The sequence below is a fragment of the Photobacterium sp. BZF1 genome, assembly GCF_014349205.1.
GTDB lineage: Bacteria > Pseudomonadota > Gammaproteobacteria > Enterobacterales > Vibrionaceae > Photobacterium.
Genome location: NZ_JACSOF010000133.1, coordinates 1 through 18107, shown reverse-complemented (window position 1 = coordinate 18107; position 18107 = coordinate 1). Strand labels below are relative to the sequence as shown.

The 18107-nt window shown below is 47.7% G+C and carries 10 protein-coding genes; 3 read left to right on the top strand and 7 right to left on the bottom strand.

Translation table 11 applies throughout. The features are described from left to right. Positions 1-276 precede the first annotated feature (276 nt). Positions 277-1728, bottom strand: coding sequence for a Na+/H+ antiporter NhaC (gene nhaC, locus BIZ37_RS23370; protein WP_187463553.1), 1452 nt, complete (start codon positions 1726-1728; stop codon positions 277-279). An 809-nt stretch (positions 1729-2537) separates the two neighbouring features. Here nhaC and asd point away from each other — a divergent pair. Further along, positions 2538-3656 carry an aspartate-semialdehyde dehydrogenase gene (gene asd, locus BIZ37_RS23365; protein ID WP_187463552.1) on the top strand — a complete coding sequence of 373 codons (1119 nt, stop codon included), beginning with the start codon at positions 2538-2540 and terminating at the stop codon, positions 3654-3656. Between the two features lie 271 nt (positions 3657-3927). Here the strand turns inward: asd and BIZ37_RS23360 are convergent, their stop codons facing one another. The 3 genes from BIZ37_RS23360 to sodB all read right to left on the bottom strand — a co-directional run bounded on the left by BIZ37_RS23360 (position 3928) and on the right by sodB (position 8957). Then, complete coding sequence (locus BIZ37_RS23360) at positions 3928-7017, bottom strand: efflux RND transporter permease subunit (protein ID WP_187463551.1); 3090 nt, start codon at positions 7015-7017, stop codon at positions 3928-3930. Next, positions 7017-8123 (bottom strand): efflux RND transporter periplasmic adaptor subunit, encoded by a 1107-nt coding sequence (locus BIZ37_RS23355; RefSeq protein ID WP_255526876.1) that lies wholly within the window; start codon positions 8121-8123, stop codon positions 7017-7019. Before BIZ37_RS23355 ends, BIZ37_RS23360 begins: the two co-directional genes overlap by 1 nt. A gap of 249 nt (positions 8124-8372) precedes the next feature. Beyond that, complete coding sequence (gene sodB, locus BIZ37_RS23350; RefSeq protein WP_107298628.1) at positions 8373-8957, bottom strand: superoxide dismutase [Fe]; 585 nt, start codon at positions 8955-8957, stop codon at positions 8373-8375. Positions 8958-9255: 298 nt separating this feature from the next. Here sodB and BIZ37_RS23345 point away from each other — a divergent pair, with 298 nt between their 5' ends. Continuing rightward, a complete protein-coding gene (locus BIZ37_RS23345; RefSeq protein WP_107298629.1) occupies positions 9256-9594 on the top strand; it encodes a Grx4 family monothiol glutaredoxin in 339 nt (112 codons plus the stop codon). Between the two features lie 165 nt (positions 9595-9759). On the opposite strand, the gene BIZ37_RS23340 is transcribed toward BIZ37_RS23345, so the two are convergent. The 3 genes from BIZ37_RS23340 to BIZ37_RS23330 all read right to left on the bottom strand — a co-directional run bounded on the left by BIZ37_RS23340 (position 9760) and on the right by BIZ37_RS23330 (position 17018). Then, entirely contained in the window at positions 9760-14028 is a 4269-nt protein-coding gene (locus BIZ37_RS23340; protein WP_222939793.1) for a transporter substrate-binding domain-containing protein, read from the bottom strand. Between the two features lie 128 nt (positions 14029-14156). After that, positions 14157-15539, bottom strand: coding sequence for a response regulator (locus BIZ37_RS23335; RefSeq protein ID WP_187463549.1), 1383 nt, complete (start codon positions 15537-15539; stop codon positions 14157-14159). 156 nt (positions 15540-15695) lie between these two features. Then, a complete protein-coding gene (locus BIZ37_RS23330) occupies positions 15696-17018 on the bottom strand; it encodes a Na+/H+ antiporter family protein (protein ID WP_187463548.1) in 1323 nt (440 codons plus the stop codon). 316 nt (positions 17019-17334) lie between these two features. On the opposite strand from BIZ37_RS23330, the gene BIZ37_RS23325 reads away from it, so the two are divergent. Further along, entirely contained in the window at positions 17335-17940 is a 606-nt protein-coding gene (locus BIZ37_RS23325; RefSeq protein WP_187463547.1) for a peroxiredoxin C, read from the top strand. The last annotated feature ends 167 nt before the right edge of the window (positions 17941-18107 follow it).

The following is an 18107-nucleotide window of genomic DNA, read 5'->3' as shown; positions in this document are numbered from 1 at the left end:
ACATTAATATCCTATTCACAAATTTTAATATTAAAAATAGATGTTTTTAAGCATGATTAATTGTTTTTATATTATTAATTAATCATTTCCATAATGTGGTTTGAGTGTTTTTATCGTGTGTTTTGAGGCTAAAAGGAATGATAAGTTGGCGTGTTAATGGGGCTTGGTTAGTATAAGTTCAATTAATATTTGTTTACAACTATATTGTTGACTATGAATTGAAAAAGAGCGCCATGAGGCGCTCTTTGAATTAATCATAAGTAGCCGTTATGCAAACTATGCCGTTTGTTGCTCACCTTGGGCTGATTGCAGTGCTGTTTCATCATCCTCTTTGCTTACTGTCGCTGTTGGTGGGCAGCGGTCAACGAACCAGCCCATGTAAGACGAAACAATCGTGACGATGATACAAACGAAGCTCAACCACATGAACGGTGCATAGGAGAAGGTTGCGACGCCAAGGATACTTGCCATGTAGATACCGTTATCACTCCAAGGCACCATACCGGATGTCAACGTACCACCAAACTCAGCATTACGTGAAAGGTTCTTGCGTTGGTAGCCAAGACGGTCATAGTTTTTAGCACAAATTTTCGGTGTCAGGATAAGGGATACATACATCGCTGAGCCAAAAACGTTACCCAGGAAGGCGGTAGCAATAGTTGATACCGATAGGCTACCCGCTGAGTTGACGCGTTTTTCGAAGATCTTGGCAATGGTCTGCAGCACACCCACTTTATCCAGTAGTCCACCGAAGCCAAGGCCGAATATGATCACTGCCACCGAGCCAAGCATTGATGACATGCCGCCACGGTTGAGGATTGCATCAATGAAGTCAACGCCAGAGTCAATCGAGAAAGGTGCCCAAGCGGTGTTGAAGGCAACAAGTGGGTCCATATCCTGAACCATTACCGCCCATACGATACCCAGCAATGAACCTAGCGAGATAACTGGGAAGGAAGGTAGGCGCAAAGCCAGAAGGGCAAGCACAATGATCACCGGGACAAAGGAGAATGGCGAGATCACGAACTGCTTGTCCATTGCAAGGATAACAGAATCAACCTGAGACATATCGACATTGCCGGCGTAGTGAATGCCAACACCGGTAAACAGGATACCGGTAATGATGTAGCTGATCAGGGCAATCGGCAGCATGCCTTTGATATGCTCCACAACTTCTACATTCGACATCGATGAAGCCAGAATTACCGAGTCTGATAGTGGTGATAGTTTGTCGCCGAAGTAACAGCCAGATAGGACAGCACCTGCTGTCATTGGCGCAGGAATACCTAGGCCCTGGCCAATACCCATCATCGCGATACCGGCTGTACCCGCCGCACCCCAAGAAGTACCCGTTGCCAGTGCTGTCATCGAACAGATCAGCATAGTCGCCAACAGGAAGATTGAAGGGTGGATGGCTTTCAAGCCATAGTAAATGATGGTTGGGACAATACCACCGGCAATCCAGGTACCAACGAGGGCACCGACCGCTAACAAGATAAGAACGGCACCCAAGCCGTTAGCAATGCCTTTTGTCGCAGCGGTTTCCAGCGATTTGTAATCATGGCCAAGCTTGATGCCCAGTGCCATGATGACGAACCAGCCGATATAAAGCGCTAGCTGGATAGGTAAATCGAGTTTCGCAGTAAAAGAGAAAGCCAGCGCAAGAAAAATACCGAGGGCAATAAAGACCTGAGTCAGCGACGGTAGTTTCACAGTCTGTTTGTTCATACTTCTAACCTTGTGAGTTCGAGCCTGTAAATTGTGAATAGCCTTAGGACAGGTGTTATCAATCCTAAGGGATTATTTTCTAATAATTTTGATGACCATATTGGTCTGCTAAAGGGTAATAGCATTGATTCGCCGCTACTCTAGCGGATAGCTTTCGAGGTCACGATAAAAAATGTCTATAGATGTGATCTCATCCAAAATCATGCGGATAGCCCTTAAAAAAGCACGCTTGTATTTTAATTTATTGTTAAATTGGCGTACTTAATTTGTGCTTTGTATGTTTTTTGACTGTTCTTTCATATTGTTTCCGTGTGTGTAATTCCATTAATAGATAGATGATATCACCATAAATCAGGTGATATTCTAGAATTAAGCATTGCCAATGTGAGTTATGGTAGGTTATCAATTTGTGGCGAAATGATCAAAATAAGTAATGGTAAAAGTTAGTTGCTGATTAAATGGTTTTTCACCTTTTGGCTTTATTTTTATACATTTTGTTGGCATTTGAGGGGCGTTTGAACAATTGTTGAGTGTGTTCTAGCCCGAAATTTCACCAAAAATTATATGGTTTTTTAGCGTTCTTCACCGCAAGCTTTAATAAATGTCGGCGGTTTTGTTTACAGGGTAGTGATTTTTTTTACAGGAATTTTGCAACTTCTGCTTGAGTTTCGTGGCTGAAATTACTATAGATGGGGGCCTGCCTGTCGTTATAACTATCGCCTGTTGCTTGGCTTAAGGTCCTACCAGTTATCTTGCCAGTAATGTTGATAGTTATACCGATAGAACAATGATCAGGGAGTGTAGTGCACATGATGAAAGTAGGATTAGTGGGTTGGCGAGGCATGGTGGGCTCTGTCCTGATGCAACGTATGGTAGAAGAGGGTGATTTCAATGTGATTGAGCCTGTTTTCTTCTCTACGTCCCAAGTGGGGATCCCAGCTCCGAATTTTGGTAAGGATGCCGGTGTCCTTCATGATGCGTTTGATATTGAGCGCTTGAAACAGTTGGATGCGATTGTCACCTGCCAAGGCGGTGGCTATACCGAGAAAGTTTACCCAGCACTACGCCAAGCAGGCTGGAAAGGGTATTGGATTGATGCGGCTTCTACCCTGCGTATGAAAGAAGAGTCGATTATCGCCCTTGATCCGGTTAACTACGAGCAGATGAAACAGGGCCTACACAATGGTGTAAGCACGTTTGCAGGTGGTAACTGTACAGTTAGCCTAATGCTGATGGCTGTAGGTGGCTTGTACCAAGCAGGTTTGGTTGAATGGATGACATCCCAAACTTACCAGGCGGCTTCTGGTGCGGGTGCGAAAAACATGCGTGAGCTGATCAGCCAGATGGGTGTAATTAACGATGCGGTATCTAGCGAACTCGCTGATCCGTCGACATCTATTTTGGATATTGATCGTAAAGTAGCGGAAACTATGCGCTCTGAAGACTTCCCAGCTTCTGAGTTCGGTGCACCGTTGGCTGGCTCATTGATCCCATGGATTGATGTGAAGCGCGAAAACGGCCAGAGCAAGGAAGAGTGGAAAGGCTCGGTAGAAACCAACAAGATCCTAGGCCTTGATAACAACCCAATTCCTATCGACGGGACTTGTGTACGTATCGGTGCAATGCGTTGTCACAGCCAGGCACTGACTCTGAAGCTGAAAAAAGCCGTGCCAATGGATGAAGTGGAAGAGATTATCGCATCGCATAACGATTGGGTTAAAGTGATCCCGAACGACCGTGATGTGACTGTCCAAGAGCTTAGCCCAACAAAAGTAACGGGTACCCTGTCTATTCCTGTTGGGCGCTTACGTAAACTGGCAATGGGTGATGATTACCTCAATGCGTTTACTGTTGGTGACCAGCTATTGTGGGGTGCGGCAGAGCCACTACGTCGTACACTGCGAATTATCTTGGCTGAAAAGCAATAAGATTAAGACTTATATAACAAAGGCCTGCTGATGCAGGCCTTTTCTGTAGGTATGGTAAGTATCTCAACTCTTTTGGGGATAATATCCAACACAGCAGAATGAAAATTTCAAAAACGCAGGTGACATCCATGTCGCTCCAACCCTAGGACGCCAGCCCGGACCATCCTTGGCGGCTAGGTTTTAAAATTTTATCCTACTGTATTGATGAGTTTTTAAAGATGCATTGAACTTAGGCCTGCATGGTGCAGGCCTTTTTTTATTGATGGGATTGTTAGCTTGCTGGTGCCTGGCGGTTGCGGCGCCAAATCGCCAGAACGTCTTTCTCTTTCAGTTTGGCCATTGCCACGTAGGCAACTGGTACCACGAAGAGTGAGAAGAACGTACCTGCGACCAAGCCGCCTACCAGCACCAGACCTATGTTCACCCGGCCCAGAGAACCAGGGCCGTCGGCAAAGGCCAGAGGTAGCGAGCCGAGGATCATCGTAAGCGAGGTCATCAAAATCGGTCGCAGACGTGAGCGGGCACTTTCCAGCGCTGCTTTGATGGCGGTTGCACCCTGACGGCGCTGCTCGTTGGCAAACTCAACCAGCAAGATACCGTGTTTGGTGACCAAGCCTACCAGTGTCAGCAAGCCGATCTTCGAGTAGATATTCAGGCTTTGGTCAAACATCGCCAGGGTCAACAGGGCACCGACAATACATAAAGGAACTGTCAGCATAATGACCAGTGGGTCGATGAAGCTCTCGAATTGTGCAGCTAGGATCAGGTAAACAAAGATCAGGGCCAGCAGGAAGAGTAACTGGGTACCGGCCTGCGAATCATCCAATAGCTTGACCGTGCCGTTGAAGGCGTAGTCCTGAGCACTATTTAGCAGTGATGGGGCTTCTTGGTCGATGTAAGCTTTGATATCACTGGCCGTATAGCCCTGCATTAAGTCTGCGGTGATTTCAGCACTGTCTTTCCCCATGAACGTTTTAAAGCTCGACTCTGCTGTCGTCTGCTTGATAGTGACAAATTGCGACAGCGGCAGACTCTGGCCTGAGTCTGAGCTTACGTAAAGCTTATCGAGTACGTTAAAACTGCCGAGATCATGGCGGTTAACCTGTACTTGGATTGGATAGGTGAAACCATCATCGGCCTGCAAGTCTGCCGCTTTGACCGAACCGAGGAAGGTCGATAGGGCATTGGTGACATCGCTGTAATTCACCCCTGATAAAATGATCGCGTTACGGTCAATTTCCAAATCATAGGTTAACTGATCACGAAGGGTTGAGTTCTTGACGTTAGTCACCCCGGGATACTGCTCAAGCAGGTTAGTCACTTGCTCTGCTGTTTTTGCCAAGCTGTCAGTATCACGATCGACAGTCGTCAACTCCAAGACTAGGTTCGTTGCGATGCCAAGGTTATCTGCAGAGCGGACGGCAAATGACATGTCGTAGGCTGAAACGGTACGGTTAGCCTTTTCCGTGAGGCTGGCGATAACCTCATCTGCTGTTTGCTGGCGTTCACCCCAAGGTTTGAGCAACACATGGTTGGTTGGCGTACCTTCAATGTAAGACAAGTTGGCTTCGATAGCCTGCTGTCCAGACATAGCACTGTTGAGCTCATCATTATGCGATAGGTGGTACTGGCGTCCGACCCCGGTCGGTGCGGTTGATGTGACTTCGATGAAACCAGAGTCTTCAGTTGGTAGCAGCACTTGCGGCATTTTGATGAAGGCAAACCCTGAAAGCACTAACAGAAGGCATGATAATCCAGCCATAACGGCTTTGCGGTTGAACCATTTCTCAAGCTCAAGCGTGTACCTGTCGGCTAAGCGGTTGAGCTGGTGGTCAACACGGGCAAACCACTTCGGGTGCTGGTTAACAGGCTTAATCAAGTAAGCGCTCATCATCGGGGATAAGGTGAGGGCCACCATGCCGGAGATGATCACTGCCGCTGCTAGGGTAAAAGCAAATTGACGAAACAGATCGGCTGTTAGCCCTGACATCAACCCGATAGGCAGATACACAACGGCTAGGGTGAGTGTCATGGCAATCACCGGGAAGATAATCTCTTTGCTGCCTTTCAAAGCAGCGTTAAATGGTGTTTCGCCTTGTTCTATATGGCGATAGCAGTTCTCGACCACCACAATCGCATCATCGACCACCAATCCGATTGCAAGGATAATCGCAAGGATAGTCAGGACATTGATACTAAATCCAAGCAGTGCCATAACCGAAAATACACCGATCACGCACACTGGGATGGTGATAATCGGTACCGAGGCAACACGAAACGAGCCGAGGAAAAGCATGACCACGATGGAAACCAAAACAATGGCCTCCAGCAAGGTCGCAAACCCCTCATCGATGGCTGACTCGATGAAGTCGGCTTGGTTGTAAACCATCTTCATCTCGATCCCATCTGGGAGCTTGGTTTGCATAGATTCGATAGCGGCCTTCACCCTATCGGCGACGACAACGGGGTTTTCCGTTTTGAGTGGCAGAACCTGCAGCGACATGGCCTGGTTGCCATTGACGGTAAGCAAACTTGGGCTGAGGCTTTCTTCACCCATAACCACATCGGCAATATCTTTGACCCGGATGATCTGGCCGTTATCAACTCGGATGACGAGCTCTTGCACATCTTGCAATGAAGTCACCTGGCTAACTGGGTTGATAGAAAAATCCCGAGCTTCACCTTTGATGGTACCGGCAGTGAAGGTACTGTTGTAAGTACTCAATGTGCCAACGACATCAGCGGTTTTGATGTTAAGCGCTTTCATGCGCTCCGGCTTAAGCCACACTCTTACCGCTTTTGAGGAGCCGCCATACGGGCCCCACACACTGCCTACACCTTGAATGTGGCGAAATTGCGGTACAAGTTGCTGGCTGATGTAGTCATACATCTCCTGCTGCTCAAGGCCACCGGTGTTAACGAAGGTGATGACATTACTGGTGGTGCTGGTATCTGATGAGTTATCCGTTACCGTCGGCTTGTCAGTCATACTCGGCGGAAAATCACCAATCGCCTCAACACTGCTGCGTAACTTGTTCATCAGGTTGGTGTACTCAACATCATCAACATCGTCGCTGAAGTTGATTTTCAGGGTACAGCTGCCCTCGACACAGTCGGTGGTCATGGTATCGACGCTATCGAGCCCGGTTGCGGCGTCGATAAGCTTATCGGCGACATTACGCGACATGAACTCGGCGCTGGCACCTGTGATATTGGCGCTGACGGTCGCTGTGGCTGTCTGATGCTCTGGGAAGTATTGGATAGCCAGCTTCTGGAATGACAAGATCCCCAGAAGTACCACGGCAATACTCAATACAGAAGCAAAAACGGGGTGGCGGATACAGACTTCAGGCAAGCGCATTATCCTGCCTCCTTATTGGTCACGTTTGCGGCGTTGTCATTGGCTTTTGATAGCGCTTTTTCAGGCTGTTGGGAGGAGAGAATATTGACAGTGCTCTCGTCCGTTAGCTTTTGCTGGCCGGTGATCACCACGTTTTCACCTTTCTTGAGGCCTTGCTCAATAATGACATAGCCATCATTGGTATTGGCGCCCAGTTCAACCTGCCGGCGTTGTGGCTGGCTGCCTTCAACAACCCATAGGTAGCGTTGCTCATTGTTGGCGAGGACAGCATTCTGCGGAACAACCAATTGTGCCTTGCCCCTTTGCAGTTGCTGGCTGACATTGGCAAACATACCCGGCGCAAGCACCAGTTCTTGGTTCTCGATGGTGGCATGGACCTCGACTCGGCCTGAGCTTTCATCGACTGCTGGGGCAATGTAATTCACTTCGCCAGTAAAGGTTTGCTCAGGAAACGCAGAGACGGAAACATTCACGGTCTGGCCAATCTGCGCCATGCCAAGATCTTCTTGGCTAATGGCATAGGTAACATTGACAGGGTCTAGCTTATACAAGCTGACCAATGCAGTTGAGGCATCAATATGGCTACCAATGGAATGGGTAAATGTCGTCAGCCTGCCATCGAAAGGAGCAACAATGGTGTAGTCTTTCAAGGTTGCTTCTTGTTGGCGAAAGTCAGCGGCCGCTAAATTGACTTCTTCCTGAAGTTCGTCCATGTCCTGCGGTGATAGGGCGTCTGGTTGTTTGGCGAGTAGGTCACGGGTACGCTGTAATTTGGTCTTGGCCAAGTTGAGGGTACTGCGAGCTTTATCCAGAGCCGCTTTGGCTTTGGTGCTGTCGAGTTCAGCGATGACGTCACCTTTTTTAACGGCGTCACCATCATTGAAGGCAATCTTTTCAATTTTGGCACCGGCACTGAAAGTCAGGTTGGCATTATCAAGTGCGGTGATCTTGCCCACTTCCTCTATTTTCTGGGCAATGTTTCGGGTGGACACAGGCTCCACGGTAACCGGAATCGCTGAGGGCTCAACATCATTGGCCATCACCATCGCGGGGGCTAGGCAAAGGAAAGAAGTGGCAATCGTCTTGCAGGCTGAATATCTGGTCATAGGAGTATCTTCTTGCTGAATACCCCCGCATTTTTACTTTCATCTGTTCAGGGAATTGTCAGGAAATCGTCAATCAAGTCTATGAAATACCTATATTTTATATTTTTTATGGCTTTTTAGAACGACTCAGAAAGGCAATTCAGTGGTAAGACTAAAAGCTAGAGGCAAAAAAAACGCCTGCCAAAGCAGACGTTTCATTCTTATCTCAACATCATTTGATGGTGAAATAGAGGGGGAATTAAAGCTCGATTAAGCAGCTAGGTTCTTCGCAACGAAGTCCCAGTTAACCAGTGCCCAGAAACCGTTCATGTAGTCTGGACGTAGGTTACGGTAATCGATGTAGTAAGCGTGTTCCCACAGGTCAACAGTTAGAAGAGGAGTAACACCTTCTTCAGTTAGTGGAGTCGCTGCGTTAGACGTGTTAACGATGTCTAGAGAGCCGTCAGCTTTCTTAACAAGCCAAGTCCAAGAAGAACCGAAGTTGTTGATTGCAGAATCAGTAAACTTCGCTTTGAACGCGTCGAAAGAGCCGAAAGCAGCATTGATAGCTTCAGCAACTTCACCTGTTGGTTCGCCGCCAGCGTTTGGTGCTAGGCAGTGCCAGTAGAAAGTGTGGTTCCAGATCTGAGCTGCATTGTTGAATACGCCACCAGTTGAAGTCTTAACGATTTCTTCTAGTGATTTTTCTTCTAGCTCAGTACCTTCGATAAGACCGTTTAGCTTAACCACGTAAGTGTTGTGGTGTTTGCCGTGGTGGTACTCAAGAGTTTCCTGAGAGATGTGTGGCTCAAGAGCATTTTTTTCGTAAGGTAGAGCTGGTAGTTCGAATGCCATTGCTCGATTCTCCATTTTGGTTAAGGGGCGTTTCCCTTGACATTGCTTCCAGTCGGCTAGGGCCAACTTATTATTTGAAACTGACTATTGTCACCGGATTACTATACCGTGAGGTATAGGTCTAAATTGTGACGGTGAAATCATTTTAGCAAGTTTTTTCTTTATTAAAAGATCTGAGAGGCAAAAAGAGGAGAAAAATAATATCCTTACTTTCTTTAGGCATTTTTTTCCTGCGCGTGACCAAGTAGAATGATGTCTGTGATAGTCAACTTATAAAGCAAAGTCGTAAGAGGAAGCTATGGAAACCATCGACAAAATTAAACAACAGATTTCTGAAAACGCAATCCTGTTGTACATGAAAGGCTCACCAAAACTGCCAAGCTGTGGTTTTTCTTCTCAGGCAGCACAAGCACTAATGGCATGTGGTGAAAAGTTTGCTTATGTCGATATCCTGCAAAACCCTGATATCCGCGCAGAGCTTCCAGCCTACGCGCAATGGCCGACTTTCCCTCAGCTATGGATTGAAGGTGAGCTAATCGGTGGCTGTGACATCATCATCGAGATGTTCCAGAAAGGCGAACTTCAGCCATTGATCAAAGAAGCCGCTGAGCGCCGTGACGGTGAAGCAGCAGAATAATCTGTTGAACGAATAGTGATTTGGTAGGCAGGTTAACACTAAGCTCTACCAACGGTATTCGCAAAACACCCTGGGAAAGACAATTTCTCGGGGTGTTTTTGTATCAGCGAATATGGCTGAATCTGGCGCCAAGCGCATGAGTTGGGTGCCCGCGCACAGAAGATTTTACAAATGCTCGCTTAAGGTTCTGAGCTTATCTATTGCCGGCTGGGCTTGCTCGATATTTTCAGCAGAGGCATAACGTTCAATTTCAGCCAGTGGCTGGGCAAGTGCTTCGCATTCGAGCATTTTGGATGCCCCCTTCATCCTATGGGCGATATCGGCAGCCTGTAATTGATCGTGTTGTGCTAGGGCAGCCTCAAGTAATTGCAGGTCACGCTGATGCGTCTCCTTGAACTCTACTATCAACTGTTCTGTTAATGCGTGGTCATCGAACATGGCTATTAGCTTTTCTCGATCAAACAAGTAATCTGCACCGCTTGGCTTTCTGGGGCTATTGGTGCCTTGCTGCTCCCCAAGTTTGTTGTTTGTCTCACTTTCACTGTTAATCTCTAGGTCATCGTCGGCAAAGCTAACTAATTCATTGGGCTCTTCTGTATTTTCTTCAGCTGTATCAAGGCTTGCAGTGATACCACCAAACAAGGCACCAAAGTCATCAGCTAGGATGTCTGAGTCAGCGATTATTGTTGCCTCTGTTTCTAGAGTGGGATGAAGTTTGGTTTCAGCTGTTTTGGGTGGAAGCCATTTCTCAATCAGGGTGCTTAACTGCTCGATGGAAACAGGTTTGACGATAAAGTCACTCATTCCTGCAGCAAAGCAGCGTCCATCTTCTCCCTGAACGGCATTGGCGGTGAGGGCTATGATTGGCAGTCCCTCCGCAAGGCAAGAATGAGCAAAGCTTGAGCCCACCGTTGAAGCCAGTCTTGCTGCCCTTTGCTCGTTACTTTCATCGTATTGCTCAAACTGAGTGTAGAGTTCCCGGGCATGCTGCTCCTTTTGCCGTACTGTAGTCGCTAGTGTATAGCCATCCATTTCTGGCATGTGGCAATCTGAAAGCAATAAGCCGTAACGGTTTTGCTCTAACGCTTGCAAGGCTTGTACGCCATTGTCGACAATATCGGCCACTACACCCAGTTTCTCCAATTGTTTGGCAATCACTTGCTGGTTTATAGGGTGATCTTCGGCGACTAAAATCAATCGCCCTGACATCTCGGCGTGTTCACGACTCTCCATGACAACTTGCGTTACTGGTGACTCAAGGTGTTGGACTAAAGGGGCCACCCGCTGGGTCATCACATGGCGTAAGTTATCTGGGAACAGGGGATTGACTGACAAGCACCAGTGTTCATCCATAGGCTCTGGCGATAGCATCGGGTTTTGATTAATGATGATCACCTTGGTCGTTGGTGCATTTTGTTCAAACCAAGCGGTTGGCAGTTTGAGTTGTTGCCACAACGACAGGGTCAAGAAAGCAAAGTCAGGCTTAACTCGAGCGATCTTGTTGCAAACCGTCGATGGGTTATCCAGTGTTGTAAGTTCAGTTGATAACCCTAAGTGTTCTAGGTAGCGGCAAAGCTCTTCCCGCTGGATAAAGTAACCAAATACGTTTGCTGTCTGGGTATGAAAGGCGGTTGCCGATGTACCTTGTTCGTGGCATAAAACCGGCAGTGGCAGGGTGATACTAAAGGTGCTCCCTTTACCTTCCTCACTACTCAGCGCAACCGTGCCATTCATCTGCTCAATCAGTTTGTGGGCGATGGCTAAGCCCAGTCCAGTACCGCCAAATCGCCGGCTGGTGGTTTGGTCTGCTTGGGCAAATGGCTGGAATAGCGCCAGTTGTTTGTCTTTGGGTATGCCAATACCGGTGTCTTTGACACTGAAACGGATATGCTGGCAGTCCTGCCCAGCAAACTCTTCTTTGGTTGCCATGATGTCTACCGCAAGAGAAATGGTCCCTTGCTGGGTAAACTTAATCGCATTGTTGAGGAAGTTATTGAGAATTTGCTGTAAGCGAATGTCATCGACTAAATGGCATTGGGCCAACCGTGGATCTTGCCAATAGTGGAATGCCAACGACTTTTGCTGGGCATGGATGGACTGGGGTTGGATGATCCGCGCCAGTACAGTACCTAGCTCAACCTGTTCAGGGTTGAGATCCAACTTGCCTGCTTCAATTTTGGAAAAGTCCAGCACGTCATTGACGATATGGAGCATATTTCGCGCGGATTGGGTCAGGCCGCCATGCAGTTTCTTGGTCTCATCATTGAGTGGTTGGTCAGCCATCAGTTCTAGCAGGCCGAGGATACCGCTGATAGGCGTCCGTACTTCATGGCTGATGGTGGCTAGGAACTGCGATTTTGCCTCTGTTGCACTTTCAGCTTTTTGCCTTGCTGTATCTAATGCCAATTGCTGCTGTTTGAGCAATGAGATATCGGTGATGACGGTATTCCAATAGAAGCCCTTCTCCTCATGCGGAGTAATTCGGCTTTTGAATTGCACCCACATCGGTGTAGGGCTAGAACTCGCAATGGCTTGCTCATGATCCCAGTGTCCTTGCTGGCAGGCGTTGAGCATGCTTTGCTCTAGCTCTTGGATATTTTCAATTGCCATTTTATCTAGCAGCGTTTCTGGTGAACGAAATAGCTGTTCGGCAGAGACCTGCAACAGTTCGTTGATGCTTGCACTGACAAAGGTGAATTGGAACTGTAGTGGCTTGGCGGGATCTGGCTGGATATGCTGCAGCACAATCCCGTCAAGGTTATCGGCAAGGTGCTGGAGTCGTTGCTCCGCTTTTTTTGCCCTTAGCTCCGCAGCTTTACGCTGCAGGATCTCTTTGGCCATCTTGCGGTTCCAGCCAATAATGCTGGCAATGACCACGATTCCCAAGGTTGAAATCAACCCGGCCCACTTAGCGACCTCAAGCGGTGCTAAACCTTCTTGGTAGTCGAAGGTGAGCCATTGGTGTTCGAGCCTTGAGTATTCCTCTGATGGAATAGAAGCCAGAGCCTTGTTGATAATATTTAATAAAATAGGGTGGCGGTAATTGATTGCAAAACTCAGCGGCAACAAGTTATCCGGCAAGATCTGACCCTGCATGCGGAACTGGCCGATGTAGTCACTTTGCAGCAGTGGGGAAGCATGATGGAGTGAGGTGAGGACTTGATCGACCTGTTCGGATTGCAGTGCACGAAAAGCAGAGTCTTGGTCGGGGAATGACTGCATTTCACAATCTAGACATAGCGTTGAGAGCAAACTCTCTCCTGCCGTGCCACTGATTGTTCCTACTTGGCTTGTTCCCTGGCTGAGTAATTGGGTGAGTGCGGGATCAGCGTTGCCAAACAGGACCCAGGGTTCATTGACATAGGGTGCCGAGAAGTGCATTTGTAGCGCGTCTTCTGGGGTTACCGTCAAAGCCGATAACATCATGATATCGCCATTGATAAATGCTTCGCGCAGCTCTTCGTATGAGGGCTTTGATACGACTTCAAACTTCACGCCCAGCTCATTGGCAATAATCTTCAGCAGGTCGGCGGTGAGGCCAGAGTGATGGGACTGTTCGCTGATAAAATCATAAGGCGCCCAGTCGCGATGCACGCCAACAGTGATAGTAGGGTTAGCTTCGAGCCAACTTCTTTCCTCTTGGCTCAAATTGAGGTGCCCATATTGAGCAAACATGTTGAGTTGGTCGGGTGTTAGCCATTGGTTATAGATAGATTTAATACTGCCAGCTTTAATGTCTTCCAAGGCAAAGTTGATTCTGTTGAGAAGCCGGTGTTTGCCTTTTGGGGTAGAAAAATGCAGGTGGTTGGTGGGTAAATCCGGCAAGATTGATAAAGTTAGCTGGGAGTCGCCCAGTTGCTTGATGAGATTAGACAAAACAACCGCATCACCAATATACCCCTTGGCCTGTTGCTGTAAGATGCTGTTTATCGCGACTTCACTGTCTGGCACAGGGCGAAGTTGGGCCCAAGGTAGAATAGTGGGTAAAAGCTCTTGCAGCGCAAACCCTTGTTCGATAGCGATGACCTCGCTGTCGAGTTCTTGGTAATGGTTGATTGGCTTATTGAGCGTAACCACACCACGGCGCAAGGAAAAAATTGGCTCACTGAACGACATGTAACCTTGCCGGTTGGACGTTGAGGTAACCCCGGCCAGTAAATCCAACTCTCCTGCTTTAAACGCATTGGTGACGTCTTCAAACGTTGGGTAAAACACTACCTCGTAGTCAAATTCAGCATGGTGGGAGACCTGTTTGAGCACATCCATGAGAAGCCCGCTGTAACTATCTGGTGAAGCTACGTACCCATCCGCCGTGATGTTTTGCTCCAAGGTGGGGCTGACAAAAATATAGGGGGGAAGGTTGAAGCCAGGAAAGCCAACCCTGACTTGAGTTTTTTGGGGGATGGTAGGTTCTTGGCTAGCGACTGTACTCAAGGAGGTTAAGGCCACCCAACAGGCTAGGAGGATAAAAGAAAAATATCTCGCCAATGTTTTGGGCTGCATACTTTACTTCCTTGTAAAGAAGCGAGCATAGGCTCGCGGGTTATGGGCGAAGAGTAAATCTAGTTGGTTTCATCGAGCACAATGGTGTCTTTCGGATTTTCCGTATTGTTATCAGCCGTGTTCTTTAGCCTTTGGTTGGCTTCATATAAGTCTTTCAAAGCAATACCTTGAAGGTTGGCTAGCCCTTCACTCACGGGTGCTTGAGTTTTTTCGCTAAGTTGCTGGTATCGAGAGAAGTTGTTTTTATCCCCCAACCAGCTAAACGCCCAACAAAGGAGGTAAATGGTTTCGAAATCGACGACCTCCTTATCTTCAACCAAGGTAAGGATATGCTGCGCTTTATCGTTATCCTCATTAAGTAAGGCTTGGATCGCCAAGAGTGCTTTTTGAGGGCCTTTTCCCCGCAACCGACTTTTTGGATCATTACACAGACGGCTCCAAGCCCCATCTAGCCGCCAGTTCTTTAAGGCGCTGCTATCGTTTTTGTGCTGGAGTGCCATCAGGTCGGCAAACAGAATCATACCCCGGCGACCTGGTGTGTCCCACATTGAGTGAGGCAGCAGTTGCGCCGTTTTAATAAGCTGAGGGATCGCTTTTTCCAAATCGAGGTGAATAAGGTGAACCCAGGCGAGGGTCAGGGTTTGCTCGATATTGCCGCTGTGTAGTTGGATATGCTGAAGAATAGACTCTTCGGCTTCATCCCATTGTTCGGTAAAGGTGCAGATAGCCGTTTTTAGTTTGAGCAAGCGGACATTGAACGGATTGAAACGGATTAACTTGTTTACTTGCTCTAAGGCTTGTTGATATTTTTTTTGCGCAACCAGTATTTCGGCTTGTTTGACTTTGGCTTGCAGGACATCGTGGACTTGCAGCAAGCCGGCCAGCATAGCTTGGGCTTCTTCATATTGCTGTTGTTCGGTCAGCAAATCGGCCACATACAAGATGCCTCCTTTTAATGCGGCAGTATCTGGTGCTTTGGCAAATAGCGGCTTAACACTTGGAAGCCCATTGTTGGTATAAGCCTGCTGCAATATGTCGCAGTACTCCCGTTTCTGCAAACCGGCAGTAACGCGCTTGATAATGTCTTCTGAACGGATGGGCTTTATCAGGTAACCGTCAGGTTCATGCTGTGAATAGCCAAAGAAAACCTCTTGGCTGTCATTGCCCGTTACGATAAAAACCAATGCCCGGCGGGAGAGTAAGTTTTTAAAATGAAGGTATTCAAGTAGTTGCAAGCCAGTACTGCCTGTGCCCAGGTTATGGTCGATGAGAGTAATATCGAACTTACGTTTGCTGCAGGCATGCACTGCACCTTTGGCATTCGCGGTACTGATGATGTTGTTCATCGGCACACCCAACTTCATGAGCAATGCACGGGTAGCACTTTGAATGATGTTGCTGTCATCAATGATGAGAAAAGAAGATTGCGCGATCCTGTCCATATATCATCCGTGATATAAAACACCTTGAATAACTATAGAACAGAAAGTGTCTAAATAACCATTTAATTTGGTTAGGGTTATTGGGCGAAAAAAAGGCCAGCCGGATAACCGGCTGGCCTATTCAGACTTAAGGTCTAATACCTGTTTAATTCTGTATTACAGCACCATAGAGGCAATCCAGCCGAAGGCAATCAACGGCAGGTTATAGTGGATAAACGTTGGTACAACAGAATCCCACACGTGCTCGTGCTGTCCGTCTGCATTCAAGCCCGCTGTTGGGCCCAATGTAGAGTCAGAGGCTGGTGAACCGGCATCACCGAGTGCAGCTGCAGTACCCACTAGAGCAACAGTGGCTAGCGGGGAGAAACCGAACGTCAGGCATAGCGGTACATAAATAGTTGCCAGAATTGGGATTGTCGAGAACGAAGAACCGATACCCATAGTCACGAGCAGGCCCACAACCAACATCAACAGAGATGCGAGAGGCTTGTTATCACCAATGATATCGGCCAGTGAGCTAACCAGCGTCTCAACGCCGCCTGTTGCTTTCATTACTGAGGCAAAACCTGCAGCCGCAATCATGATAAAGCCGATCATCGCCATCATGTGCACACCTTTGGTGAATACATCATGGGTTTCTTTCCACTTGATCACGCCACCGAAGGTGAAGACCATAAAGCCGATCAGACCGCCGACAATCATCGAGCCGCTGTACAACTGGGCACCCAGTGCCGCCACGATAGCACCGACAGCAATGTAGACGTGCTGCAAGTTGATTGTTTTGTGTTCAGGCTCTGAAGCAAGAATTTTCTCTTCTGAGTATTCACGAGGCTTGCGGTAGGAGAAGAACGTCGCCACCAGTAAACCGAAGATCATGCCTAGCGCAGGTAGCATCATAGCAACCGGTACTTGGCCTGCTGTCACGTCAAGGCCGTTGTCGTGCAGGTTCTTCAGAAGGATGTTGTTAAGGAAAATACCACCGAAGCCAACAGGTAGCACCATGTATGGTGTTACCAGACCGAATGTCAGCACACAGGCAATCAGACGGCGGTCAATTTTTAGCTTGGCGAAAACGTGAAGCAGGGGCGGGATCACAATTGGGATAAATGCAATGTGAACCGGGATCGCATTCTGAGAAGAAATGGCTAGAAGCACAAGAATGATTAAAACAGAATACTTTACGCCCGTGGCAGCAGCTGCATTGTCATGGCCGCTGATACGCTTGATCACTTTTTGCGCCAGGACATCAGTAATGCCTGAGCGTGAAATTGCTACGGCAAACGTACCTAGCATGGCATAGCTCAATGCCGTGGTGGCACCGCCACCCAAACCGCCTTCGAAAGCTGAAATGGTTTCCGAAAGTGGCATCCCGCCAATCAGGCCACCAATAATGGCACTGAAGGTAAGCGCTACTACAACGTTTACTCGCATTAATGCGAGTAAAAGCATAACGCATACCGATATAACTACTGGGTTCATAAACTTAAGATCCGTCCATTGTGTTATGTCGTGAATTGCTTGAAGCTTGCACCTTATGTGCAATGTTTCTTATTTGTTTTGGCTGCTTTGCTCAAAGGAAATCAATTTACAACATGTAGAATAAAAATTCATGTAGTGAAGGAATTTTCTTTTATTGTGCTGCATGTCTAAGCCTTGTCACATAACCCTGTCTATACTGGTTTTCGCCATTTTGGTATGAATATTCGGCAGTAGTACATAGGTATTACTGTGTGATCTTATCTTGGCTGAGTTTTCTGCTACAAACTTAAGCCCAGCCGACAACATGGAGTTTGTTATGAGTGTTCTAGTTGGCCGCCCGGCCCCGGACTTTACTGCTGCTGCAGTGCTTGGCAACGGTGAAATTGTTGATGCCTTCAACCTACACAGCCATATTGCGGGCAAGCCTGCTGTGCTGTTCTTCTATCCGCTAGATTTCACCTTTGTGTGCCCATCGGAACTGATCGCCTTTGACAAGCGTTTCGCTGACTTTCAGGCTAAAGGCGTTGAAGTGATCGGGGTATCTATTGATTCCCAGTTCTCGCACAATGCATGGCGTAATACAGCGGTTGAAGACGGTGGCATTGGCCCGGTTCAGTACCCGCTGATTGCTGATACCAAGCATGAAATCTGCCAGGCTTATGATGTTGAACACCCTGAAGCGGGTGTTGCTTTCCGTGGTTCATTCCTGATTGATAAAGAAGGTGTGGTTCGCCACCAGGTTGTCAATGACCTGCCGCTAGGCCGTAATATCGACGAAATGCTACGTATGGTTGATGCCCTGCAGTTCCACGAAGAACACGGTGAAGTTTGCCCAGCTCAGTGGGAGAAAGGCAAAGAAGGTATGGATGCTTCACCACAAGGTGTCGCTGCGTACCTGTCTGAGCACACTGAAGACCTATAAGGTATGTTTTGTTTGCTCACTGTTGTAGAGTTGAATGGTGAGTAGAGATAAAAGAAGGCTAGCCGGGAGGCTTAATGCCGATCGTTTAAGGCACTTGAACGATCCTAATATTGCGTAATAATCCCTACCAGCTTTTGTTGGTAGGGATTTTTTATATGTTGGTTAAT